Source organism: Halopenitus sp. H-Gu1 (assembly GCF_041821145.1).
In the GTDB taxonomy this organism is placed as follows: domain Archaea; phylum Halobacteriota; class Halobacteria; order Halobacteriales; family Haloferacaceae; genus Halopenitus.
In genome coordinates this window covers 74,895-99,872 of the sequence record NZ_JBGUBC010000011.1, presented here as the reverse complement: position 1 = coordinate 99,872, position 24,978 = coordinate 74,895, and the positions used below count along the sequence as shown (strand labels likewise).

Genomic DNA, 24,978 nt, shown 5'->3' with positions numbered 1-24,978 from the left:
ATTGACGCGCTGATGGGCGGTCACGACTCGGTCACTCCCGTGATCTCGAAGCGTGCACCGCCCTCCCTCCCATCGGTCACCTCGATCGTCCAGCCATGAGCGTCGACGACCTGTTTTACGATCTGCAACCCGAATCCGGTTCCCGACTCGGCGGTCGAGAATCCGGTGGAGAAGACCTCGTCGCGGTCCGCCTCGGGGATGCCCGAACCATCGTCGGCGACGTAAAAGCCGCCTTCGCACTCGCCGACGGTTACAGTCACATCCTTTCCGCCGTGTTCGATGGCGTTCCGAAAGAGGTTCTCGAGGAGTTGTTGGAGGCGACGCCGGTCGGCTTCGATCGATCGGTCGATCCTCGTCATGAGCGTTGCCCCGTCGGTGTCGACGGTGCTCCAACACCGTTCACAGAGTTCCGCGAGATCCACGGACGTGACGGTAGACACCTCCTCTCCCTCACGCGCCAGCGTCAGGAGGTCCTCGATGAGGGTGCTCATCCGCTCGTGTGCGTTCTTCACTGCATCGAGATGTGGACTGTCGCAGTCCTCGATGGCGAGTTCCGTCCGTCCCTCGGCGACGTTGAGTGGGTTTCGCAGGTCATGAGAGACGATGCTCGCGAACTCCTCCAATCGCTCGTTTTGCCGTTCGAGTTCCTGTTCTCGTCGTTTCTGTTCGGTGATGTCGGTATCGAGGCCGACGAGACGTTGGGGAGTCCCGTCCGCGTCAGTCGAGACGTACGCCTCGAATCGGATCCAGCGTTCCTCGCCACGGTCGGGGTGAGTACGGAACTCACAGCCGACGGTCGTGGTATCCTCGTCGATCGATCGCTGTAACTCCTCGAGTTCCTCGCGATCGTCGGGATGGACGCATTCCTCGTAGAACTCCTCGCTCGTCTCGACGCAGCCGGACGCGACTCCGTAAAGGCGTTCGAAGGGACCGAGTCGCGTTACCACCTGCGTTCGCAGATCGATCTCGAAGAGGATCGAATGAGTGGCATCGAGCGCGAACTCCATGCGTTCCCGAAGTGCCTCGAGCGTTTCCAGCCGTGTGCGATCGGTGACGTCGACGTAGAGGGCGTGGGTCCCGACTATCTCGCCGTGCTTGTTTCGACGCGGCGTCGCACGGAGCAGCGTCTCGATCTCGTCTCCGTCGCGCGTGAGAAGGTGTCGGGATTCGCGTGTGAACTCGCCGGTGAGTGCCCGATCGTAGCCGCCGTCACGAAGCAGCGCTTCCGTGGACTCCTCCGTGTAGACGTCCGCTAAGGGCCGTCCACGCAATTTCTCACGCGAATATCCGAGTGTCTCCGCGAACAGCTGGTTGCAGTCGTCGATGATCGGATTTTCCCCGACCGTTCTCGTGAACGCGAACATCACCGGTGCCTCCTCGAAGAGCTCCCGATACTGGTTCTCGTATGCTCGTTGGATGTCGAGACGGTTGTAGGCGTGTGCGATCGTGTCCGAAAGCTCCTCGAGGAGGTCTCGTTCGGATTCGTTGAACGCGTTTGGCCGCTCCGCGTACACACAGAGAACGCCGTAGTCGGTGTCCTCGTAGGCGAGCGGGATCCCGGCGACGGCCCGATACCCGCGTTCGATCGCCTCCTCGCGCCAGGGCTCGAAGGCATCGTCGTGGGTGATGTTTTGGGAGACCGCGATCTCCCCCTCTCGAAGAGCCGTTCCTCCCGGTCCCCGTCCCGTCGGCTCTTCGTCGACGGTCACGGTGATCGTATCGAGGTAGCCGTCCTCGACGCCGGCCGCGGCCTCGGGGATGATGCGGTTCGTTTCCGGATCGGCGGTCCCGATCCAGGCGAACCGGTAGAAGGCCGATTCGGTGAGAATCCGACAGACCTCCTGGTTGATCTCCTCGCGGGTCGTTGCCTGGACGAGAACTTGATTGATATCCCGGACGGCGGTACTGACACGGCGATACTTCGCGGCTTGCTGGTGTGTGCGAGCCTGCGATACGGCGTTCTCAATGCGGTTCGCTAGCAGTTCGTACTGTTCCGATCCGCCGCGCTTCTGGAGGTAGTCGGTTACGTCCATCGAGATCGCGTGGCTTGCGATCTCCTCTGACCCCGTACCCGTGAACAGAATAAACGGGAGATCGGGGTACTGCGTTTCGACCTCCTCGAAAAACTCGAGACCGTCCCGATCCGGAATATCGCACCCACTGACGATGCAGTCGATCCGGCCGTCGAGCCGATCGAGGGCATCCTCGACGCTGTGGGCGGTCTCGACGGTGAATCGGTTGTCCGCCCGCTCGAGGAAACGCGTCGTTAGCTCCGTGAACTCCGGGTCGTCGTCCACGTGGAGAACGCGTATCTCGCCGCGATCGGAGTCATTCGTCATTTTTAATTCTCCATCGTGATAGCGGGGCCGATCATGATGGGTTCATCGTCACCGATGAGGGGGAGTGGGATCGTCCTCGGCCGGGACCGACCACTGGATCCACACACACCTGTGTAAGATCTTCTCACAGTATTCGTATGTCAACCAATTATCTCATTTGATAAATAACTACCTGATGGAGGCGTTTCGGATCCTCATTCCTCGGTCCGGTCAACGTCCCCCATGATGGGTACGGATCCACTCGTCGACCGATCGTAATCACGGAGCACGTCGATCGTTCACCTTCGATCCGGAGGTCGACCCCGTCTACGGCGAGGTCGTCGCCTCGCTTCAGGACTCCTCAGCTTCGCTCGCGGTCATCGTTGGCCACCACCGGCATGGGAGGCATCGGGAATCTCACCGTCTGCAAGTGTTTCGCGCCCATAATAGGCAACGAGCACTGCAACCACGAGCAGGTAGATGACGACGTGCGTCACGACGACGAGTCCGACTGCGTATTCGTCGATGATCCCGTCGACAATGATCTGATCCGGTGCTAGCGGTACGATCACGTCGGCGGTGTTCGCCATCGCGTGTAGGACAATTACGATCAGCACGCTCCCGGTGCCGTTGTACACCCACGCAAGAACGACCGACAGCGTGAGAATGCCGAATATCCAGCCGATCTGATTAACGAGCGTGAAATCGGAGTGTGGCGTCACGGGCGCGAGGAAGTACGGTAAATGCCAGCCTGCCCAGACGACGCCGATAATGAGACTTGCGTTCAATGCTCCGTACTGGTCGTTTAATCGGGCTTGCGCGAACCCACGCCAACCGGGTTCTTCATTCAGGCCGCCACTTACGGTGAGTCCAAACAGGAAGATAATGGCGAAAATCTCGGGACTTACGAGTGCTTGATCGAGATCAACGGGGCCTCCGAGTGCGACAAGGACACCGGTATTGATCACGGCGAGGGCGACCGGAAGTCCGAGTGCAATGGCCCACCAGTACCAACTCACTCGCCACTCGGTTAGTTGTCGTGCCCACGCTCTGAGGTCGTCTCCTCGTCCCCACGTCACGACAGCAGCACTGATTGGAGGGCCGAAACTGCCCACGTATATGAGGATCATCGCCGTCCAGCTTGGCTCCATGAACACGGCCGGCGCGGAAACGATCCACGTGTAGGCGTATGCCCCCATGAAGAAGGCCGCGACGGGATGCTCGTCGAGCCAGGAACGCCATCGGCCGGACATATTGTGAGTACTCACCCGGTGAGAATAAAAAGCAAGGGGCGCTGTCGAACTTCCCGCCGTTTGGTTCGTCGTCTCGAATTACGGAACGCCGCCGTCCGAACACCGTACAGGAAGATGAACGAGACGCTGTTTGAGCGTGTTCGAAACGAGATCCGCTAGCTACGACCGGAGAGACGCCGACTCGACGGTCTCTGGACATGAGTTCTTCAGCCCCATCTAGGTGTGCTCACACCACGCACAGTGATCGGATCCCGGCGGGAATCCGTCCGCTCGTTTCCCACTCGTCATCAACTTCACGGAGGACTCGACCATCGTTTGTCCCGGCAACGACGTGTCCGTTTGCGACCGTCCAGGCGAGCACTATCTCCCGGGGTTCGCCGGGGTAAGAGACGGTGATAACGGTTTCATCGTCGTCCGTGAACACGAACAATCCGGCGTCCGCCCCGGACTCACCACGCCACGTCCCGGGTGAGCCACGAGCGGCCGCGGCGTACAGCCGGCCGTCGTGATCGATCGCTTCACGGAAGTATCGATGCGCGATATCCTCGTCCAGCCGCGTCCAACGTCGGCCAGCGTCCCGTGTTCGGTAGAGACCGTTGCCACACGAAGCGATATACTCTGCCGGATCGCGAACGAACACATGATGCACGTCATCGTGAATGCCGTCTCGGCGCTCGGTCCACGTTTCACCACGATCATCGCTGATATGGACACCGCCGACTTCGACCCCTGCGACGACGCGATCTGGCGCGTCAGGATGTGTCTCCAGACTTCGAACGTGGGCTTCGTTTCGATGGCGGGGCGTGAACCATTCTTTACGTGACGGCAATTCCTGAAAACCCTCCAGTTCACGCCATGATTCACCCTCATCCTCGCTGACATAGAGATGGGCCGGATGCGTCCCTGCATACAGGCGCTCGCCGTCAGGACTCACACAGACCGAATAGACCTCCTCGCGGGGAACGCTTAGATCGGACCATGTCCTCCCACCGTCCGTCGATCGATACAGCCCGGTTTTCGAACAGGCGAAGACGTCCTCGGCTCCCAACCCTCGTTGGACACGCATCACTCGATCAACAGCAAGTACCCGTGTCGCGTCATCGAACGGGATAGTGGACGCACGATACACGCCGTCCTCCGTTCCGAATACTACCGGCATACCCGTGTGTACACTCCCTGCGACCGTAATACTGCTTGCCAGTCCGTTCGGGATAGATGCCACCGATCTGGAAGACGACGGGTGAACGTCGAGTGCCGGGTCGGTTCCCACAAGAAGGCGATCGTAACGTCAGCTCTATCGCGATCCTTTCACCGTGGTGAGATCACGACGGCTCCGGAATGAGGCGTTCTGGTTGTGACCCCGACTGGCTCACTCCTGGTCGGCGGTCGTATCCCCCGCCTCGCTGCTTGCCTCTTCCTCCTCGGATCGGGCTGCCACGAGCGCTCCGCTGGCGACGCTGTACATTGGCTCTGCGGCCGACCGAACGTCGCTGATCGAGAAGGGGATCGTGGCCTCCTTGAGGTGGTCCGCGAACAAGTCCTCGAACCCGTTCGGACTCGAAGTACCGCCGGTGACCACGACCGGCACGTCAAGTCCCTCCTCGATGTCCTCGTCGTCCACCTCCCGTGTGATGTTCTCGATGACGTAATCGAGGAGGTTTTCGTAGTAGATCGCGAGGGCACCTTCGACTCCGCCGACGTCGGTTCGAAAGTCCAACTCGAAGTCGTCCTCCTTGATGCTCGTCACTTTATCCACGGGCGTGCCCGTCGCCTGTGCGGTCTGTTCGTCGATCCAGTCGCCTCCCCGGGCGATCGAGAACTTCATTACGGGAACGGCGTAGTAGGAGAGACAGACGTTCGTCATTCCCGCCCCGAAGCTGATTCCCAGCCCGGTGAAGTTGTTGTCCGCGAGTTCCGAGTAAATGACTGCCATCCCCTCGTTGATCGGCTCCGGATCGTATCCCATATCGCCGAGCATCGATTCGAGCGTCTTCTCGTGATACAGCGTCGAAAGGCCCGAGTCGATCGGATCGGCAGGACTCGAGTAAAAGAGCCGTTCGTTCGGTCTGGAAGGCTCACCGACGACCTGTTCGGTGATGAGCTTAATCATCGGGATCGCCGACGATTCCTCACTGGAGAGGATACCGTGTTGCATCGGTCGACGCGTCTCCTTGTTAAAGATGTTCGCGAAGTTGAGCGCGTCATCACCGACGACGTACACCTTGTCGTCTTTTCGAATATGGAGGACCTCGCTGCGGGAGAGCATCTGCTCGGCCATATCGCTATACTCGATCTCAACGAAGGAATTGCGCTGTTGAACGAACACCGTCTCGGAGCCGTCCTGACGACCCGAAAGGATGTTCATCGTGCCGACATCTAGTCCTTTAGCCATATGTGACAGTTTCGCGCATTCAGCATAAATGTTTGCGAGCGATTGACATTTATAGGATTACTTACCATTGTTAGTTGTCGGACTCCATGAGGTCCTTTCGCGTCCATGCGAGGACGCTCCGACATCACACTCTAATCAGACATCCCACTCTAATCAGACATCCCACTCTAATCAGACATCCCACTCTACGTCGGTCCACAAAGAGTCGGTCAAAGCAGCTTGCGGATCCGGTCGACCACCGAGTTCTCCTCGCTATCGGATTCGTTCTGACGTTCCCGCAACTCCCGGAGTGCCGCAGCTTGGTCATCGGTACTTCCGCCACTTGCCGTTTCAACGGTCCCGCCCTGAAGTCCTTTGAGTTGCCCGACGGCATCTTCGACGGTGTTCGACTCCGTTCTCGTCTCGGTTGCCGTCCCCGCGAGCGTGTCCCGATCGACGTCGTCGACGGCGCTCGTGTCGAGTTCGAGGCGTCGGGTCTCCTGTCGTTCGACGCCGCCCCAAGAAAGCTCCGCCTCGTCGAGTTCGCGTTCGATATCGGCACGGACGTCCTCGTCGCTGATCTCCGGATCAGTGACTGATTCCGAATCGGATCCATTCGCGACATCTGCCGTGGCTCGTTCGACGCGGTGTGCGACCAGCGCTGCCCCGGTCGCTGCGATGACGAGGACGATTCCAAGGCTGTAGATACCGACCCCTTGGGCACTGTAGTCGACCCGACCGACCACGTTCCAGTTGCTCGGGTACGCCCAGACGAACACGCCGGTGGCCGCGACGCAAACGAGCGTTCCCAGTCCCGCGACGTACAACATCCGTTTGTCGACCGGAAGGAGGACGACGACGCCGAACAGGAGAACCGGAAGGCCGACTGCCCCGGCGATGCCGGAGATCTCCCGAACCGTGTACATCGACATGGAACTCGGGCGAAGCGTCGCGCTATAGATGTACACGAGGACCCCCACCAGCACGAGGCTGAGGCCCGCGAAAAAGAGACCGAATCCAACGTAAACGTCCACCGTTCGATCCGGATCCCCGATGTACTCCCGGTAATAGCCGAGGAGGGGATTCGTGTTGTCCGAGTCGCTCATACGAAGGGATCTTCGCCGATCGTAATGATTGTTCGCCCCATCACGAACGAGACTGCCCAGGTGACCCCCGTATTTTAGTCATCTCCGGTCGAAGGACAGTCGAACGCCAGTGTCTCCAGACTGTCCGCGATGTGACGCCACACTAAGCACGTTTACGCTCTCGGGAGCGACCGCGTACGCGTGTGACTCCTGCGGGTACGTCGGCGTCGAAGCCGACCACAGGGGCGAACCGAAACGTCTCGAGACGTGGGAAGAGGCGATCCAACGCTTCGGGGACGAGTGATGCCACCGATCGACCTCTCCGACGACCAGTGGACGCGCCTCGAGGAACTCCGTGAAGAACTTGCCGAGGAGTACGCGGGCGAGTACGCGTCCGTCACGTCCGCAGATGTGCTCACGTTCCTCTTTGATCTCGTCGAAGCCGTCGACGATCCGGGCCAGCATCTCGCCGATCCGGATCCGATATCCGACGGTGACCGGTCATCTGACGGGAGTGACGACGGACGTGGGGGATTCCCCCGCGATCAACTCGAAGCCGTGCTTCGAGATCGAAATCGCAAGGACGAGGCCGACGACGAGATGGATCTCTATACGATCGCTGCCGAATACGAGATCACCGGTCGCAGCGAGATGACGAAAGAGGAGCTGATCGACGCGATACTATCCGAGACACGACGACGCTACACCGACCCGTTTGCGCCCGTGGATGTCACGTTTCCGCCGACCGAGGAAACCGAGGCTGGCGGATCGAAGCGGAGCGAGGACGAACCGGACGGAGCGAAATCGGAAGCATCCTCAAGCGAGCAAACCGCGACCGAGGACGCGTCCAATGGTGATGATTCAGGCACCGATGGCTCAAGCGCCGATGATTCAAGCACCGATGCCGGTGACGCCGATCAGCTGGATGCCATGTTACACCTTCTGGAAACCCACGAGGACAAATGGTGGCAGTCGGACGGAGATGCGAGATACGAAGTCGAACTTCCGGACGGGAGCCGTGAAACGGCCCGGACGAAGGACGACGTTCGTGCGCTCTTGTTCAGAAATTACTGACGCGTTCGCCGCGGAACCACCCGTCGACTCGGTGAGATCGGGTGAGGACGGGGTCGTCGATATCGTCAGCGAGGAGCGAGAAGCGTCTCTCCGGTAATTCGGAATGGTCGCCCGGAACACTAACGACCGGTCTCATCTCCGGCGGCGTGCCGCGTCAACCGGGAAACCCTCGTGCCGGGCGGCCGGATACGTTCCGGCGGACGATCGGAACGCGATCGACGTTCGATCGCATCCACGACGGAATGTACCGCGCCCGGGTTCGCCGCTCGGTCATCGCTCCCAGATGGGATGGCTCCGGCGGGGACAAAAGGCGCGTACGCATTCTATCGGCCACAGGCTCTTAAGACGTGCGGCGCCCTGGATATCGCGTTCTTCCCCATCCGCTCTCGGCTCGCTCGACGATCGACGTCCGCGATCGAGTCGCGTCCGTCACCCATTCCCCATCCGTCCCCCTATTCCCCGTCCGAATTCCCGCCATCTTCCTGGGGCGCGTTCGCGGCGATCGGGTCGATCCCGCGACGGCGCGCGTCGATCTCCGAAAGCCCGTAGACGAGTCCGACGAGAACGATCGCGCCGATCGGAAGCAAGACGAGCGGCGCAATACCGAAGAATCCCCACACAAGCAATAGCACGATCGCGACGCTCCCGACGGTCACGGCGTAGTACAACTGCGTCCGGACGTGGTCGATGAGGTCCGCGCCGGTGAACGTCGCGGAGAGGACGGTCGTATCGGAGATGGGCGAGGTGTGATCGCCGAATATCGCTCCCGAGAATATCGTCCCGACCATTGCCGCGACGAGGGTGTGCCCCTCTGCGCCGCCGCCGGTGATCGTCCAGGCAACCGGAATGACGATCGGGGTGAGAATACCCATCGTTCCCCACGAGGTACCCGTCGAGAAGGCCATGAACGCGGCGATGACCACCACGAGTGCGGGCAATATCGCCGGATTCACCACGTTTTCGGCGATGCCGGCGACGTACTCGCCGGTTCCGAGCGCGGTTACGACCTCGCCGATCCCCCACGCGAGCGTGAGGATCGAGACCGCCGTGAGCATGAGCCCGAACCCCTCTATCGTCGTGTCGGTCGCCTCGCCAAGCCTGACGATCCCCTGTACCTTTCCGAGCACGAATCCGGAGACGATCATCCCGAACGATCCGTACATGAGTGCCCGGTCGTAGGCGGCGTTCGTGACGCCGTCCCAGAGCGCACCGGTCGGATCGGTGCCCAACGCCCCGAGGGTGAAGCCGCCGGTCCAAAGTGCCGTGACGAGGGTGACGACGACGAGTACGGCGACGGGGACGAAGAAGTTGATCAACCGAGGATGGTCCGCTGCCGGCTCACCGAGTTCGGCGGCGACGTCCTGCATTGGCCGTGCGCCATCTCGGTTCACCTTCCCCGTCGTCCACGAGCGTCGTTCGGCGGTGAGCATTTCGCCGTAGTCCCGCCGGGTGCTTACGATGGCGAATACCATCACGATCGCGAGGATCGCGTACATGTTGAACGGGATCGAGTTGACGAACACTTCGAAGACCGGCGGGTGATCGGAGACGCCTGCCGCCTCGTACCCGTCCGCGATGAGCGACAACTGGAAGGCGACCCACGAGGAGATCCCGAGCGTCGCTACCGGTGCGGCGGTCGAGTCGACGACGTAGGAGAGCTTCTCGCGGGAGATCCGAAGGCGAGTAGAGGCATCCTTCATCGCGCTGCCGACGATCGCGGTATTGGCGTAGTCGTCGAAAAACAGGATGACGCCCAACGCACCTATCGCGAGTCCGCCCTTACGCTGGGTGTCGAGCCGTGAAAGCGCCCAATCGCGGATCGCGTACGATCCGCCGAGGTTCCAGACCATCCCCACGCCCGATCCCAGAAACAGCGTGAAGACGATGATCGTCGCGTGGAACTCGCCGGAGACGGCTGCGATGATCCAGTCGAACGTCGGGAAGAATCCGAATCCCGCCCCGACGACGCTTGAGATCCATCCGACCGGATCTCCGAAGGGGTCCGGCCCTCCAGCCTGAAGGATCCCGCCGGACCAGATGCCCAAAAACAGCGACAGTACTGCCTTGCGCGTGATGATCGCCAACGCGATCGCGAGCAAGGGCGGGATCAACGATGCTGCGCCGAACTCGCTCATTTCCTCCGCATCCTTGCGGATGGCACTTAAACCCATCTCGATGGCGTGGGGACGGTGACAGCCCGGTTCGGCGACGTCCCCCTCACGGATGACGTGATCCTCCCGGCTAACGCAACCTCGCGGATCGATTCGCGTCGGGACGATCGTCTGGCCGATCCGTTTGGGATCCGAACGCACTTATGCGCCTGTGACCCACTCCCACCAATGACTGTACGAGTCGGCATCCTCGGTGCGACAGGCGCCGTCGGACAGCGGTTCATTCAGCTACTCGACGACCACCCGACCTTCGATCTCGCCGCGGTCACCGCCAGCGAGGCGAGTGTCGGAGAGACCTATCGGGAGGCGGCCAAATGGCGCGTCAATACGCCCATCCCCGAGGACGTCGCCGGGATGGAGGTCGCGGCAACCAGGCCGGATTCGATTCCCGACGATGTCGATCTCCTCTTCTCCTCGCTTCCCTCGGGCGTGGCCGCATCGGTCGAACCGGACTTCCTTGAGGCGGGGTACGTCGTCTCCTCGAATTCCTCGAACGATCGAATGGCCGCCGACGTCCCGTTGACGATCCCGGAGATCAACCCCGATCACCTCGGGTTGATCGACGTCCAGCGCGAACAGCGCGGGTGGGACGGCGCGCTCGTGAAGAACCCGAACTGCTCTACGATCACGATGGTTCCGACGCTCGCCGCGCTCGATCGATTCGGGCTCGAAGTGGCGAACGTCTCGACCCTCCAGGCCGTCTCGGGTGCCGGCTACTCCGGTGTCACCTCCATGGAGATCATCGACAACGCGATCCCCCACATCGGCGGCGAAGAGGAGAAGATGGAGACCGAATCGCGAAAACTGCTCGGCGCCTTCGATGGCGCGTCGGTCTCGCTTCACGACGCCGAAGTCACGGCGTCCTGTAACCGGATCCCGACGATCGACGGGCACCTGGAGAACGTGTTTGCCGAACTCGCCGAGGACGTTACGCCCGCCGACGTCCGTGACGCCATGCACGATCAGCCCTCGGCCGATCTCCCCAGTTCGCCCGACCAGCTGATAAAGGTCTTCGACGATTCGGATCCCGAACGCCCACAGCCCCGTCTCGATCGCACCTACGCCGACGGAATGGGGATCGTCGCCGGCGGTGTTCAGGAGATGTCGGGAGGCGTGAAGTACAACTGTCTCGCGCATAACACCATTCGCGGTGCCGCCGGCGCGTCGCTTCTCAACGGCGAACTTCTCGTCGAGGAAGGGTGGATCTGAGGGCGACTCCGACCATATCGATCCGAAATCGGCGGCACACAGCTGTTCTCACCACGTCGAACAGTCGAATCGATCACGGACGTTCGAACTCGGCTCCACGCGGGAGAACCGACGATAAGTCGGTGAGAACGCCGAGATCGTTCTCGACTTCACTCGAGCGTCCGGTTCCCGACTCCAAGATCGAGCGTCGTCATCGCTCGTTCGTCACGAGCGCCTCCGCAACCTTCTCGATCGGGTGCGGTGGCTGTTCGTCAGTGGATCGCTCGCCGAGTTGCGAGCGACAGGATCCTCCCGGTGCGACGACGACATCCCCGTCGCTGTCGTCGATCTGCCCGAACAGGATCCGACCGATCGCCATCGAGAGGTCGTGATGTTCGGCCTCGTAGCCGAACGATCCCGCCATGCCACAGCAGCCGGAATCGAGCGGGTCGACCGCATAGCCCGCACGCCGGAGGACGCCGACGGCGTGATGGTCCGTGTTCATGGCCTTCTGGTTGCAATGGCCGTGGTAGGTCACCGTCTCCGCGGGCGCGTTGAACGTGAGCTCCTCGTCGATGCGGGCGAGATCGAGAAACTCCATGACGCCGTGAGCGTTCGCGCTCACGCGTGTCGCGTCCTCGTCCGCCAGGAGATCGAGATACTCGTCCTGGAACATGACGGCGTCGGAGGGTTCGACGAACACGACGTGTGCCCCTTTCTCGACTCGGGATGCGAGCGCGGCGACGTTCTCGCGTGCTCGATCGCGAGCGACGTCGAGAAACCCAGTCGAGTGGGCCGCCCGCCCCGAGGGCGCGAGATCGTCGGGAATCTCGACGCGGTATCCCGCCGCCTCAAGCACCTCGACTGCTGCCTTGCCGGGGTCGGGATAACTGTAGGTCGTGTAGGTGTCGGGGAACAGAAGTATCGTCCCCTCGGCGTCCGCCTCGTCGATCGCGGGGCCACCGCGGGCCTCGAACCAGTCGAGGAGACTCTCAGAGCGGAACGTCGGGAGCTCCCGATCCGCGGCGATCCCGACCGTCCGTTCGAGAACCGTCCTCGCACCCGGGATCGATGTCGCGACGTTCGAGAGGGGGGCGAGCGTGCTCGCAAGCGCCGAGAGCCGATCGATGTCGCGGAACAGACGCTCCCTGAGACTCGATCCGTGCGAATCGTGATGTCGGTGCTTCACCTCGGCTTTCAACTTTGCCAGATCGACGCCGGTCGGGCAGTCGCTTTGACAGCCCTTACAGCCGACACACAGACCCAACACTTCCTCCTGGAACCGATCGGAGTGCAGTTCCTCGGCCGGGAGTTCCCCGCTTATCGCCGCTCGGAGCATGTTCGCGCGCCCCCGGGTCGACTGGATCTCCTCTCTGGAGGCGCGAAAGGTCGGACACATCGTTCCCGATTCGGTCTCCCGACAGGTCCCACAGCCGTTACACAACTCGACGAGGTGGGAAAATCCTCCTTCCTCGGAGAAGTCCATCTCCGTCACCGGCTCTATCGACTGATAGTCCGGTCCATACCGGAGGTGTTCGCGGTTGTCGGCGCCGACGCCTCGATCCGAATCCGGCCCCGGATCCTCGGGACCGTCGCGGTAGACGACGTTTCCCGGATGCAGTTGCCAGTCAGGATCGAAGGCCGTCTTTACCTCCTTGAATGCCTGCCACAGGTCCTCCCCGTACATCTTCGGCGTGAACTCGGTTCGGGCCATCCCGTCGCCGTGTTCCCCCGAGAAGGCGCCGTGGTGTTCCAAGACGAGATCGGTGACGTCGTCGGTGATCGAATGGAGCGTCTCGGCTCCGTCACGTTCCTTCAGGTTCACGATCGGCCGGATGTGGAGCGTCCCCGAGCCGGCGTGAGCGAAGTAAGCCGCCGAGGTGTCGTGGGCCTCCAGGATCGACTGAAATCCCTGGACGTATTCGGCGAGTTCCGCTGGTGGCACGGTCGCGTCCTCGATGAACGGATACGGCTTCGGGTCGCCTTCCAGGCTCATCAACAGGGGAATCGCCGCCTTCCGGAGCTTCCACAGATCCGCCTGAGCACGCTCCGAGTAGGCCTCGACTGCCTCGAAGGCGCGTCCGTCCCCACGAAACCACTCGTTCGTTTCGTCGATCGCGGTCTGGAAGTCGTCGACGAGTTCCGAGTCGAACTCCAAAAGCAGCGCGGCGGCGGTCCCCTCCGGGATCGCCTCGACGTACTCCGCGTATCCCTCGGAGTCGGCGGCCAGTCGGAACACCTCCTGATCCATCAACTCGACAGCACTCACCTCGAACTCGAGTGCCTCCGGGACTGCCCGCAGCGCGTCGATCAGGTCCGAAAAGCAGTAGAGGACGAGTGCGGTCTCCTCGGGTAACCTCACGAGCGAGAGTTCCGCCTCGACGACGATCCCGAGCGTGCCCTCGGCACCGACGAACAGTTTCGAGAGGTTGATGACCCGATCGCCGTCGTCGGTCTCGTAGATCGCCTTTTGGAGGTTGTATCCGGAGACGGAGCGTTTGAGATCGGGGTATCGATTCTCGATCTCCCGTTCGTTCTCCTCGATGATCCCGCGAACCGTTTCGTAGATCCGTGCTTCGGCGTCGTCTCCCTCGACGATCGCCTCGTATTCCGGCGAGTCGAGGACGATTTCCCGGGTATGGATCGTTTCGCCGTTCGCGAGCACGACCCGAAGTTCCTCGGTGTAGGCGTCCGTGATCCCATAGCGTACGGAGTGAGCCCCCGTCGAGTTGTTTCCGATCCCACCGCCGATCGTCGCCCGACCGGAGGAGGCCGGATCCGGCGCGAACTTCAAGCCGTGTTCGGAGAGCGCGTCGTCGAGGCGGTCCTGGACGACGCCGGGTTCGACGACCGCCCGCCGGTCGTCCGGGCGAACCTCCAGAATATCGTCCATGTACCGGGTGAAATCCAACACGACGCAGCCGGGACCGACCGCCTGTCCGGCGAGCGAGGATCCCGTCCCGCGGGGCAACACCGGAACGCCGTGGTCGGCTGCGGTCCGAACCGCCGACTGGACGTCGGAGACGTCGGTCGGAAAGACGACGCCGGCCGGCCGCGCCTGGTAGACGCTCCCGTCGGTCGCATACAGAATCTGTGCGTACTCGTCGAACTGGACCTCGCCGGCGACGCGCTCGCGAAGGTCCTCCGCGAGAGCCGCGTATTCCTCCGCGTCCGGCCGAGCGTGGCCAAGCGTCGCCGCTGATGCCGCCGGATCGGGGTCCGGCCGCTCGTCGACAGCCATACCTCCCGACTCGGCCTCCGTCCAATAAAGATTGTCGTCAACGATCGGGAGGAACGATCCGGTCACGCAAGCAGTATCGTCCCGATCGGGCCCCATCCGGCGGGCGGACAGGGAGACGTCGGGACGCGCCCATCGGGGCGTTTTTACCCGATCCGGACCCACAACGCGGTATGCGACTCGCACGGCTGCTCACGCCGGAGGGACCGATCGAGGGACGGTACGTGGACGGAACGGTCGTGGCCGACGACGGGGTCTACGAGGTCGGAACCGACGGTCGGTTGTTGCCGCCGTGTGAACCGTCCGCACTCTACTGTGTCGGGCGAAACTATGCCGAGACCCTCGATCAGATGTCCTACGAGCGTCCCGAGGAACCCGACTTCTTCATCAAGCCGCCGACGAGTCTCCTCGCTCACGGCGAGACGATCCCCCATCCCGACTGGACCGAGGAACTGACCTACGCCGGCGAGCTGGTCGCCGTGATCGGCGAGCGATGCCGGTCGCTGGAGCCGGCCGCCGTCCCCGGGATCCTTCGCGGCTACACCATTCTCAACGACATCGACGCTCTCGATCAGGTCGGTCGAACGGCCCGAAAGGCCTTCGACGGCTCCGCGCCGCTCGGGCCGTGGATCGAGACGGACCTCGATCCCTTCGATCTGGACATGGAGACGTTCGTCGGCGGTGAGCGTCGACAGGACGCGACCACCGAATTAATGCTGTTCGATCCCCACGAGATAGTGGCCCACCTCTCGAAGCGATTCACCTTGCGTCCCGGCGACTGTATCGCGTTCGGTAGTCCCGCCAATCCCGGACTCGTCGAGCCCGGCGAGACGGTATCGATCACCTACGAGGGGATCGGCACGCTCGAAAACCGGGTCGTCGAGGGCGAGTTCCCGTCCACACACTGACGACAAACCGACACCGAAGAGCCAAACGCGCTATAGGACGCGGTTCCGAAGCGCCTCGCCTTCGTCGAGTCGATCGAGATTCTCCGCGAGGATGTCCGCACACCGTTCGAAGTACTTCGGCGTGTTGCCGGCGTTGTGTGGCGTTATCGTCACGTTCTCGAGACGCCACAGGGGATGGTCTCCCGGAAGTGGTTCCGGATCGGTCACGTCGAGTGCCGCGCTTCGAACGTCGTTCGTCTGCAGTGCCGAGACCAGGGCGTCGGTGTCGACGACGCCGCCACGCGCGATGTTGATGAGGATCGCGTCGGAGCGCATCGTTCGAAGCAGATCCGCGTCGACGAGGTTCTCCGTCGCCTCGGTGAGCGGGCAGGCGAGAACGACGTACTCCGCATCCGAGGCGGCTGCGTGCACGTCTTCGAAGCCGTACACCTCCCCGGTCGGGCCGCCTTTCTCCGGGGAGTACCGCACGCCGACCGTCTCCACGTCGAAGGCGTCCAGCCGGTCGACGATTCCTCGTCCGATCGCGCCCAGACCGACGATCGCGACCCGGGACCCGGACACCTCGGTCACTGGGTGGGTATGCCAGCTTTGACGCTCCTGGTTGCGAACGGCCCTGTGGAACCGTCTCGCATGGGCGATCATCATCCCGATCACGTACTCGGAGATGTTCGGAACGTGGACGCCCGACCCGTTCGTCACGGCGACGCCGTGGCGCTCGAAGGCGTCGAGTTCGAGGTGGCCCGTTCCGGCGTAGACGCCGGCGAACAGTTCGAGGTTCTCCGCGATCTCGAGTTGCTCGGGTGTGAGTGCGAATCCGGTGGACACCCGGGCGGTCCGCAGGTACTTTCGTTCCTCTTCGGGCGTCGCCGGATGGACGACGTCCAGATCGGGAAGCCGCTCGCGCAGGGCCGCGGCGTATGTCGTCCCGTCCATGCCGTGGATCTTCTGTCGCTGGACCAGAACGTCTGGATCGGACATGAACGGCCGTTCGTCGAGCGATCGGATAAGCCTCCGGCTCGCGGCAGTCTCGCGATCGGCGACGACGAAGGGGTCACGTCACCGTGTTTCGAACCGCGCGCGCTCTTCGTCGACGATCTCGCCGCCGTAAACGTCGAGCAGGCCGTCGATCGCCGACCCGAGCGTTCGCATGCACTCGCGCGTGGACGTGAACCCCAGTTCGTCGGCGACGCGTGTCTCCGGATGCCCCTGTAGCACCTTCGACACGAGCACTTGCTCCTCGCGCTCCGTGAGCGGCGGATCGTCGCCGTTTCCGTTCTCACCCCCGGTTTTTCCGTCATCCCTCCGTCCCTCCTCATCGAGGTCGCCGCCCCGATCGAGGAGAGATGCACACGCGAGATCCCGGATCGCGCCGGGCGCCGCGTCGTAGGTCCCGGGTCCGACGGCCGCTGCCACGGCGGCTCGCCAGTCGCGTTCGGAGAGGTCGACTCGTTGCGTTCCGGACGCCGGACACGCTCCGAGCGTCGCCCGGATCACGTCCGGCTCGACCGTTCGTAGCGCGTCCGAGAGCCCGTCACGCATCCGGTCTGCGAGCGCGTCCGCGTGTCGAGCAAGGAGTCTCTCTCCGGCTTCGTTCGCGGGACGGATCATGACCGCCGAGTGCTCGCCGGACGTCGCGTTCCGCGTCGCGGAGACATGAACGGTGCCGTAACCCGCACGGCGCCAGAACCGGACGAGTTGTGGAGTGGCGCCGTAGCTGACCCCGAAGTAGTCGACCGCGATCCCGTCTTCGTTCGACGTTTCGGTATCGCCTTCGTTCCCCTTCGTGTCCCCGTCGGCGAACTCCGCGTGGATCCGATCGAGAAGGTGGCTCCCGAATCCTCGCCCTCGGATCGCCGGATGAGTGGCGATCCGCATCGTTCGAAGGCCGACCGGCCGTCCGGCGTCCTCGTCCCGGAGCTGACTCGTGAGCACGTCCGGAATCATATTGCCGCGAACCCGTGAGCCCTCGTACATCGATGCCCGAAGGTCAGGATCGAGGCCGCCCTCCCGTGCCAGGAGGGCAACCGCGAGCACGTGTCCGCGGGCCATCAGTGCGCGTACGGAGAGGTTCGGTGCATCCAATAGCCGAGCCAGATCGTTCGGCTCGGTCCGGTAGTGTGCGAACACGAGCAGCCCGAACGCCTCTCCGAGCAGGTGCTCGTCGGCGATCAACTCCTCCGGATCGAGAGCGCGATAGGCGATCGAGGGGCCGTCTCGAGTCCGGGCGTTCTCCATCCGGAGGTCGTCGACCGCCTCCGCGGCGGCCGGAGCCGCATCGAGCAGCAGCGCGTGGAACCCGAACCGTTCGATCGGATCCCCGCGAGCGTACCGAATCGGCTCCTCGAGGCGGACGTCACGGACCGTCCGGCCGTCGTCGCGTTCGGCCTCCCGAAGATGGTCCTTGAACCGGACCGAGAACCCCCGTCCAGCGCCCTCATAGCCGTGGATCGTCGTGGAGAACGCGATCGCGTCAGCCGACAGGAGCCGATCGAGCGTCGCGACCGGAAGTGCCGCCGCCTCGTCGACGATAACGGTGTCGGGACGGGGGCGCCTGGGTTCCCTCCCGGTCGAATTCGAGAGAAGTGGTCGATCCGCCCCGGTCGCTGAATCCCCCCGTTGATCCACGCTCGCAGCGGCAACGGATGGCGGGACGTACTCGATACCCCCCCCAGTACCGGTCTCGAATCGTCGTTCCTCGTCGTCGACGGTTCGAATGGTTCCGTGCTTGGAGAGGAACTCCCGGACGCGCTCGAAGAGGCTCGCCACGTTGGTCGCGTCCGGCGCCGTCACCAGAACGCGTTCTCCCTCCATGGCCAGAGCCGCGGCGGCCAGTCCCGCCGCGCTCGATTTTCCCCGCCCTCGATCCGACTCGAGGACGACCGCCGCCTTCGCCGCGGGCCCGCGAAGCGACTCGAACGCCCGAACCGCCCGAACCTGATCGGGCGTGAGACACGACTCGTAGACGGGGTCCGGAAACTCGGCGTTCGCGGGTGGTCGCTGTGGCTTCCGACCGGTGCGGGCGGGAGGATCCGTCAGCCCTCGTGTTCGAACCCGTACCCCGGACGAGTCGGCCGCCGTATCACCGTCCCGGACACTCGCGATCGCGATGCCCTCGTGGTCGCGAAGCGTCCGGACGATTCGGCGACGAAACCGACCGGTAACGTCGTCGATGCTGTAGGGTGGAACTGTAAGCGCCTCGTCGAACCCGTCGCGGATCTCCGGCCAGTCGTCGAGCGGCGGCGTCACGAGTACGAGAAGTCCCCCACCGTCGACCGCCCCGAGGACCTGTCCGAGCGTGTTCGGTTGGAACCGTTCGTGACAGTCAAGGATCACCATTTCACGCGTCGTTCCCAGAAGCGACTCGGCACGCCGCGGCGAGAGGCGATCGAATCGAAATCCCTTCCGGGTCGACACGATCGACACGTCGGTATCGTCGACGTTCCACGCGTCCACCGCGCTGAAGGCGGCGTCAATGCCAGCGTCGCGATCGCCGGCAAGCACGAGTCCGCGGCGCTCGTTGGCTCGAGTCGCCTCCGCGTGGAGTCGCGTCACGAACTCGAGGAACGACGACTCCGGGGTCGACCGGTCCGCGCTCATTCGTTTCCGATTGGCCGAGCGGGCGTATGTGGCTTTCGGGGTGAGGGATCCGACGGGCCGACTTCCACAGCTGCCCGTTCTTGTGGCCGCGATCGCGTCGTGAGGGCGGTCGTCGGTCGAGAGGCTTAACGCGCCGGAGACCATCGGTCCCGACATGTCGACCGTCACGCTCGTCGGAACCCGGCTCGCTGACGTCGGCCGCGAGTTCGTCTATCGAGGGGAATCGGACGCCTGCGAGGGCTGTCCCTACCGCGGACAATGTCTCAACCTCTCGGAGGGAACTCGCTACCGGATCACGGCCGTCCGCGAGAACGCCCGGACGCTCGAGTGTGCGGTCCATGACGCCGGCGTTCGTGCCGTCGAGGTCGAACCTGCCTCCGTGCCTGCGAACGTTCCCTCCAGACGGGCCTACGCCGGGAACACGACGGCACTCGCCGGTGACTGTCCCCACACGGAGTGTCCGAGCCACCACTACTGTGTGCCTGACGGCGTCGATTTCGAGGAGGAACGGACGATAGAGCAGGTGCTTGGCGACCCGCCACACGACCACTGTCTCCTCGATCGCGACCTTACTCTCGTCGAGTTCGCTCCCGAGGAGGAGTGATCCGGGGACATCTCTCGCCGTTTGTGGGTGATCGGTTCAGGATCGGTTCAGGATCAGTTCAAGATCGGTTCGATCGACGACTGATGAATAACGGTCGTTATCCCGACGGGTCGTCGGATCCCGACGGTTAATCCGCGATCGACGGCGTCGCGAGGTACTCGTCGTTGATCTCGTATTCCCCTTCGTCGTTCTCGATCAGATACTCACCGTAGTAGGGGACCCGCTCGGCGACGACCCTCTCGAACGTCTCGGCGATCTCCTCGCGGGTCATCTCCCCCATCGACCGGAGGTCGTCGTTGCGGTTGAGACACCCCTTGAGGTACCCCTCGTGAGTGACCCGCACTCGGCCGCAGTTAGCACAGAACGTCTCGTTTTCGACCGGATCGACGATCTCTACCATGCCGGGGGAGCCGTCCATCTCGGCCGCACCCGTCGCCCCGGTCGCGTCCGTGGCCCCCTCGCCGACGAAATACCGTTTCCGGTCGTGCATCTCGCGGTGTTCGACCCGGTGGGCAATATCGGCGAGCCAGTCGTGAACCCGACTGATGTCGATGCTCCATTCGGGCTTGCCGGTCAACTCGGGCATGTACTCGATGAGTTGTAACTGGAGACCGTCGTTTTTCGCGACGTGGTCGACCATTCCCTCGACGTAGCCGGCGGTATGCTCGAAGACGACCATGTTGAGTTTCACCGGCGCCAGTCCCGCATCGAGTGCCGCCTCGACGCCCTCGATGACCCGCTCGTAGGCTCCCGATTTCGTGATCTCCGCGAACGCCTCCGGCTCGAGTGCGTCCTGTGAGACGTTCACGCGATCGAGGCCGGCAGCGGCGAGTTCCTCGGCGCGCCCCGGCAGGAACGTTCCGTTCGTCGTCATCGAGACCTCCATGGAGTCGGGTGTTCGATCGATTATCTCGGCCAGATCCTCTCGAAGCATGGGTTCGCCGCCGGTGAACTTCACCTTTCGAACGCCATACTCCTCGACGACGTCGAGGAACCGAACGATCTGGTCCGCGGTCATTTCGTTCTCGCTCGGCTCCATGGGTCCGCGCGTGTCCCCGAGTCCCTCGTTGTGACAGTAGACGCAATCGAAGTTACAGCGGTCCGTCAATGAGATCCGGACGCCGGTGACCTCCCGCCCGAAATCGTCCGAGAGCGGTTCGTTCATATTCGATTGAAGTTTCCATGCAAGCTTAAATACCGGGGTCGTATTCGGACCGACGTAACCAACCGAGGTTACGATCAGTTGGGACTTCCGACCGACGGGTTATATACGAATCCGACGCACTCGCCCGCGTGAAATAACGGCTCAACGCGCGACGAGCAGCGACCGTTCGGCATCCTCCTCGCGCGACGTCACGACCGATGCCGACAGTTCGCCCATCTCCCCTTCGAGCGGTTGCCGTCTCCACCCGTCTCGGTCATCGTTCGTATTCCGCCCAGACGTATCGGGTCCCGTAGCTCCGATACGGTCGCCAGGCCTCGGCTATCCCGCGCATCTCCTCGCGGGTCAACGTCCCGTCGTCGGCATACAGTTGTTCGATCCCTCGCCGAACCGCGAGATCCGAAAGCGGCAGGACGTCCTCGCGGCCGAGCACAAAGATGAGGTACATCCGGGCAGTCCACTCGCCGATCCCGCGGATCCGGGTGAGTTCGGCGATCACCTCCTCGTCGCTGGCTCCGGACAGCCCCGCCGGCGTGAGATCTCGTTCCTCGAACGCCGCGGCAGCACTGTGAAGGTACTCGACTTTCGATTCGCTCAGGCCGGCCTCCTGGAGTCGGTCCTCGTCGGCGTCGAGAATCGATCCTGGCGTCACTTCGTCGTCAAGCACGGCGATCATCCGTTCGCGGATCGCGTCCGCCGAGGCGGTCGAGAGCTGTTGGTTGATGATCGACGTACATAGTCGCCGAAACGGCTCATCTGCGGCCGTCACGGTGAGCGCGCCGTGACGATCGACGAGTCGCGCGAGCACCGGATCCTCCCGCAAGACCGGTTCGACGCGTGAGGGAAGCGTTCGATTCACACGACAACTCATCGATCCGCCGGGAGTAAACCCGTTTCGCCCAGGCCATGACGGGATGACGATCGACCCGATGGCGGTCGTTCGTGTCGATCCCACATGGCGGCGACGATTGAAGGGATTTATTAGGGACCCCCCACTCCCTACGAATGCCCACGCGGGCGCTCGGTTGGTGTAGTCCGGCCAATCATTTCGGCCTTTCGAGCCGATGACCGGGGTTCAAATCCCCGACCGAGCATTTTTGCGACCCACGCGAGCGAAACGCGCGGCGGCTGGATTTGAATGAGACCGACCGAACAGACCCTTTATCGGTCCTCGCGCTCTGTCGTCGATCGACCGTGCGTGACCGAACCGTCTTGGCCGTCTGTACGCTCACGGCGACGATCGCGATGGGCGGGAGCCTGTACTTCAGCGAGGTGTTGGGGCTGGTGCCGTGTGTGCTGTGTTGGTATCAGCGACTGTTGATGTACCCGCTCGTCGTTATTCTCGGTATCGCCACCTACGAGGATCGGAGCGGCGTCTGGCGGACTGCGCTTCCGTTTTCAGGTCTCGGGATCGTCGTCTCCGCCTATCACGTGTCCCTTCAGGTAACCTCGGGTCTCACCTGTGGCGTCGACGGATCGTGTGCGGCGGTCCTCTGGCGGGGCTTCGGCGTGTTCACGATCCCGCGGCTGGCGCTCGTCGGGTTCGTCATGATAAGCCTCGGCCTCTGTGCGCTCGCGCTCGCCGAACGCGGGATCGTCGATCCGCTTTCGCTCGCCCGCCCTGATCGCCACTGACCGGCGGAACGCGACGCACGGGGCGATCGAAGAGCGCGATCCTTTCAAGCGATCGCGTTTAATGTGGGACATGGATCTTCCCGAGTTACCCGACGGCTGGCGCGTCTGGAACGAGGAGCCGGAGGGGCGTATCATTCTCGTCTTCCGTCCGGACGTGTTCACCGAGGACGTCGTTCCTGCGGCATGTCTGCCGACGATCTACGTGACCAACGGATCCAGACGCCGACGTCCCGGTGCCGGCCAGTATCGGACGGACGAGTGGCACGTCGTGTTGTTCCTCGAACCGGAGATCGAGGCGGTCGCGGAGACCTACGACGAACGCGGCGAGGCCCTGGAAGCTGCTGGCGACGTCGCCGAGCGATTCGCGGTCGGCGAGATCGACTATCGAGAGCAATACCAGCGTCCACGCGAGCGATACTTCCAGGAACTCGATCGATTGATCGGCGAGTGATCACGAATCCGCAATCGTGATCGTCACTCCAGAACGACGAGCACGTCGCCCATGTCCACGCTGTCGCCTTCCGAGACGTGGACGCTCGAAACGGTGCCCCCGCGTTCGGCGACGACGTCGTTTTCCATCTTCATCGCCTCCAGTACGCAGACGACGTCGCCAGCACCGACCTCATCGTCCTCTGCGACGTCGACGGAGAGGATCGTCCCCTGCATCTCGGCGTCGATCGCCTCTCCACCCTCGGCGACCTCGACGGAGTCGCTTCCCGAGTCCGTCTCCGAGTCGGGCGCTGACTGTGGGCGTGAGGGTCGATCCGTGGATCCGGCGCCCTCCGGAACGTTGATCGCGGGTGCGCCATGCTCTTCGAGTGAAACGTCGAAGCGTTTGCCGTTCACCTCGACGGTGAACTCGCGTTCCTCGGCGTCCTCCTCGTCGTCCGAGTCAGCGCTTGCCGGCGGAGCCTGTTCGGGCCCCCATCGTCGCTGTGCGTCCGCGATCAGATCGGGATCGAGTTTCTCGTCGAGATATTTCGTCGTGTGGGTGCCCTCGACGAACCGGTCGTTCTCGAGCATCAGCCGGTGGAACGGGACGATGGTGGTGACGCCCTCGATGTCGTACTCGGCCAGCGCGCGCCGCGACCGGGCGAGACATTCCTCGCGGTCGTCGCCCCAGACGATCAGCTTCGCGATCATCGAGTCGTAATCGGTGACCAGATCGTCGCCCGCACGGAGCGCATCGTCGAGACGCACGCCGATCCCGCCCGGAGGATCGTAGGTCTCGAGGGTTCCGTCGCTTGCGGGCTGGAACTCCTCGGCGGCGTTCTCCGCGTTGATCCGGAACTCGATCGCATGTCCATCGAGTTCGATATCGTCCTGTTCGACCGACAGCATCTCGCCGGCCGCGATCCGCAACTGCTGTTTGACGATGTCGATCCCGGTGAGTTCCTCGGTGACGGTGTGTTCGACCTGGATGCGGGTGTTAACCTCCAGGAAATAGAAATTCGTCTCCGGGCCGAGAGGATCATCGGGGTCCCGATCGGGATCCTCCTCGAGGAGGAACTCGACGGTCCCGGCGTTGTAGTAGCCGCTCTCGGCCACGCCGCGACGTGCCGCCTCGCCGATCTGCTCGCGAAGCCCCTCCGAGAGCGCGGGCGAGGGTGCCTCCTCGATCACCTTCTGGTGACGGCGCTGGAGTGAACAGTCCCGTTCCCCGAGATGGATCACGTTTCCGTGGCGATCGGCGACGATCTGGACCTCGACGTGGCGTGGATTCTCCAGATATCGTTCCAGGTAGACGGAGTCGTTCGAGAAGTACGCCTCGCCTTCACGTTTCGCGGACTCCAGTTTCGAGGCGGCTTCCTCGGGATCACGAAGGACCTTCATGCCGCGTCCGCCACCGCCGCCTTCGGCTTTGATCGCGATCGGGTAGCCGTGCTCCTCGCCGAAGGCGTGGATGGCCGCGACGTCCTCGACCGGTTCGGTCGTGCCGGGAACGATAGGTACGTCGGCCTCCTGCATGGCCCGGCGGGCCTTCGTCTTCTCGCCAAGTTGCTCCATCGACTCGCTTGCGGGGCCGATCCACGTGATCCCATCCTCGCGTTCCACCCGGTCTGCGAACGTCGCGTTCTCGGCCAGAAAGCCGTATCCGGGATGGATGGCGTCGGCGTCGGCCTTCCGTGCTACCTCGAGGATCGCCTCCTGGTCGAGATAGGAGTCGGCCGCGCGGGCAGGTCCAACGTTGTAGGCCGAATCAGCGTATCGCACGTGGCCGGCGTGTTTGTCGGCGTCGCTGTACACCGCGACCGTGTCGATCCCCAACTCCTCGCACGCGCGCATGACGCGGACCGCGATTTCGCCGCGGTTAGCCACAAGGACCGTATCGAACATTCCTGTCGGTCTTTCCGCAAGCGGATACCTGACTCTA

The 24,978-nt window shown here is 63.1% G+C and carries 19 protein-coding genes and 1 tRNA gene; 8 read left to right on the top strand and 12 right to left on the bottom strand.

What is annotated here, in order from left to right:
• Positions 1 to 20: 20 nt before the first annotated feature.
• The 5 genes from ACERIT_RS10060 to ACERIT_RS10040 all read right to left on the bottom strand — a co-directional run bounded on the left by ACERIT_RS10060 (position 21) and on the right by ACERIT_RS10040 (position 7,048).
• On the bottom strand, positions 21 to 2,339 hold the full coding sequence (locus ACERIT_RS10060) for a PAS domain S-box protein (RefSeq protein ID WP_373674717.1): 2,319 nt from the start codon (positions 2,337 to 2,339) through the stop codon (positions 21 to 23).
• 356 nt (positions 2,340 to 2,695) lie between these two features.
• Complete coding sequence (locus ACERIT_RS10055) at positions 2,696 to 3,571, bottom strand: CPBP family intramembrane glutamic endopeptidase (protein WP_373674716.1); 876 nt, start codon at positions 3,569 to 3,571, stop codon at positions 2,696 to 2,698.
• A 226-nt stretch (positions 3,572 to 3,797) separates the two neighbouring features.
• Complete coding sequence (locus tag ACERIT_RS10050) at positions 3,798 to 4,730, bottom strand: WD40/YVTN/BNR-like repeat-containing protein (protein ID WP_373674715.1); 933 nt, start codon at positions 4,728 to 4,730, stop codon at positions 3,798 to 3,800.
• A gap of 210 nt (positions 4,731 to 4,940) precedes the next feature.
• Positions 4,941 to 5,963, bottom strand: a complete 1,023-nt coding sequence (locus tag ACERIT_RS10045; RefSeq protein ID WP_373674714.1) for a hypothetical protein — start codon at positions 5,961 to 5,963, stop codon at positions 4,941 to 4,943.
• Between the two features lie 209 nt (positions 5,964 to 6,172).
• Positions 6,173 to 7,048, bottom strand: a complete 876-nt coding sequence (locus ACERIT_RS10040) for a permease (RefSeq protein ID WP_373674713.1) — start codon at positions 7,046 to 7,048, stop codon at positions 6,173 to 6,175.
• Between the two features lie 109 nt (positions 7,049 to 7,157).
• On the opposite strand from ACERIT_RS10040, the gene ACERIT_RS10035 reads away from it, so the two are divergent.
• Both ACERIT_RS10035 and ACERIT_RS10030 read left to right on the top strand, forming a co-directional pair.
• Positions 7,158 to 7,331 (top strand): zf-TFIIB domain-containing protein, encoded by a 174-nt coding sequence (locus ACERIT_RS10035; RefSeq protein ID WP_373674712.1) that lies wholly within the window; start codon positions 7,158 to 7,160, stop codon positions 7,329 to 7,331.
• Entirely contained in the window at positions 7,331 to 8,101 is a 771-nt protein-coding gene (locus ACERIT_RS10030; RefSeq protein WP_373674711.1) for a Rho termination factor N-terminal domain-containing protein, read from the top strand. Before ACERIT_RS10035 ends, ACERIT_RS10030 begins: the two co-directional genes overlap by 1 nt.
• A 452-nt stretch (positions 8,102 to 8,553) precedes the next feature.
• Here ACERIT_RS10030 and ACERIT_RS10025 read toward each other — a convergent pair whose 3' ends face one another.
• Positions 8,554 to 10,236 (bottom strand): Na+/H+ antiporter NhaC family protein, encoded by a 1,683-nt coding sequence (locus ACERIT_RS10025; RefSeq protein ID WP_373674722.1) that lies wholly within the window; start codon positions 10,234 to 10,236, stop codon positions 8,554 to 8,556.
• 204 nt (positions 10,237 to 10,440) lie between these two features.
• On the opposite strand from ACERIT_RS10025, the gene asd reads away from it, so the two are divergent.
• On the top strand, positions 10,441 to 11,481 hold the full coding sequence (asd, locus tag ACERIT_RS10020) for an aspartate-semialdehyde dehydrogenase (RefSeq protein ID WP_373674710.1): 1,041 nt from the start codon (positions 10,441 to 10,443) through the stop codon (positions 11,479 to 11,481).
• Positions 11,482 to 11,671: 190 nt separating this feature from the next.
• Here asd and ACERIT_RS10015 read toward each other — a convergent pair whose 3' ends face one another.
• On the bottom strand, positions 11,672 to 14,701 hold the full coding sequence (locus ACERIT_RS10015; protein WP_373674709.1) for an FAD-binding and (Fe-S)-binding domain-containing protein: 3,030 nt from the start codon (positions 14,699 to 14,701) through the stop codon (positions 11,672 to 11,674).
• Between the two features lie 170 nt (positions 14,702 to 14,871).
• Here ACERIT_RS10015 and ACERIT_RS10010 point away from each other — a divergent pair, with 170 nt between their 5' ends.
• The gene (locus ACERIT_RS10010) at positions 14,872 to 15,606 is read left to right on the top strand and encodes a fumarylacetoacetate hydrolase family protein (RefSeq protein WP_373674708.1); all 735 of its coding nucleotides are present in this window, start codon (positions 14,872 to 14,874) and stop codon (positions 15,604 to 15,606) included.
• A 30-nt stretch (positions 15,607 to 15,636) separates the two neighbouring features.
• Here ACERIT_RS10010 and ACERIT_RS10005 read toward each other — a convergent pair whose 3' ends face one another.
• Positions 15,637 to 16,584, bottom strand: coding sequence for a D-2-hydroxyacid dehydrogenase (locus tag ACERIT_RS10005; protein ID WP_373674707.1), 948 nt, complete (start codon positions 16,582 to 16,584; stop codon positions 15,637 to 15,639).
• A gap of 78 nt (positions 16,585 to 16,662) precedes the next feature.
• Positions 16,663 to 19,203 (bottom strand): tRNA(Met) cytidine acetyltransferase TmcA, encoded by a 2,541-nt coding sequence (gene tmcA / locus ACERIT_RS10000; RefSeq protein WP_373674706.1) that lies wholly within the window; start codon positions 19,201 to 19,203, stop codon positions 16,663 to 16,665.
• Positions 19,204 to 19,357: 154 nt separating this feature from the next.
• On the opposite strand from tmcA, the gene ACERIT_RS09995 reads away from it, so the two are divergent.
• Positions 19,358 to 19,807, top strand: coding sequence for a UPF0179 family protein (locus tag ACERIT_RS09995; RefSeq protein ID WP_373674705.1), 450 nt, complete (start codon positions 19,358 to 19,360; stop codon positions 19,805 to 19,807).
• A 127-nt stretch (positions 19,808 to 19,934) separates the two neighbouring features.
• Here the strand turns inward: ACERIT_RS09995 and moaA are convergent, their stop codons facing one another.
• Together moaA and ACERIT_RS09985 are read right to left on the bottom strand one after the other, a co-directional pair.
• Complete coding sequence (gene moaA, locus ACERIT_RS09990; protein WP_373674704.1) at positions 19,935 to 20,972, bottom strand: GTP 3',8-cyclase MoaA; 1,038 nt, start codon at positions 20,970 to 20,972, stop codon at positions 19,935 to 19,937.
• Between the two features lie 253 nt (positions 20,973 to 21,225).
• Positions 21,226 to 21,828, bottom strand: a complete 603-nt coding sequence (locus ACERIT_RS09985; RefSeq protein WP_373674703.1) for a DNA-3-methyladenine glycosylase — start codon at positions 21,826 to 21,828, stop codon at positions 21,226 to 21,228.
• A 160-nt stretch (positions 21,829 to 21,988) separates the two neighbouring features.
• On the opposite strand from ACERIT_RS09985, the gene ACERIT_RS09980 reads away from it, so the two are divergent.
• The 3 genes from ACERIT_RS09980 (at position 21,989) to ACERIT_RS09970 (ending at position 23,055) form a co-directional block, all read left to right on the top strand.
• Positions 21,989 to 22,063 (top strand) — tRNA-Glu (locus tag ACERIT_RS09980).
• Between the two features lie 100 nt (positions 22,064 to 22,163).
• A complete protein-coding gene (locus ACERIT_RS09975; RefSeq protein ID WP_373674702.1) occupies positions 22,164 to 22,604 on the top strand; it encodes a disulfide bond formation protein B in 441 nt (146 codons plus the stop codon).
• 70 nt (positions 22,605 to 22,674) lie between these two features.
• On the top strand, positions 22,675 to 23,055 hold the full coding sequence (locus ACERIT_RS09970; protein ID WP_373674701.1) for a DUF5820 family protein: 381 nt from the start codon (positions 22,675 to 22,677) through the stop codon (positions 23,053 to 23,055).
• 23 nt (positions 23,056 to 23,078) lie between these two features.
• Here ACERIT_RS09970 and ACERIT_RS09965 read toward each other — a convergent pair whose 3' ends face one another.
• Positions 23,079 to 24,941 (bottom strand): acetyl-CoA carboxylase biotin carboxylase subunit, encoded by a 1,863-nt coding sequence (locus ACERIT_RS09965; protein WP_373674700.1) that lies wholly within the window; start codon positions 24,939 to 24,941, stop codon positions 23,079 to 23,081.
• Positions 24,942 to 24,978: the final 37 nt, after the last annotated feature.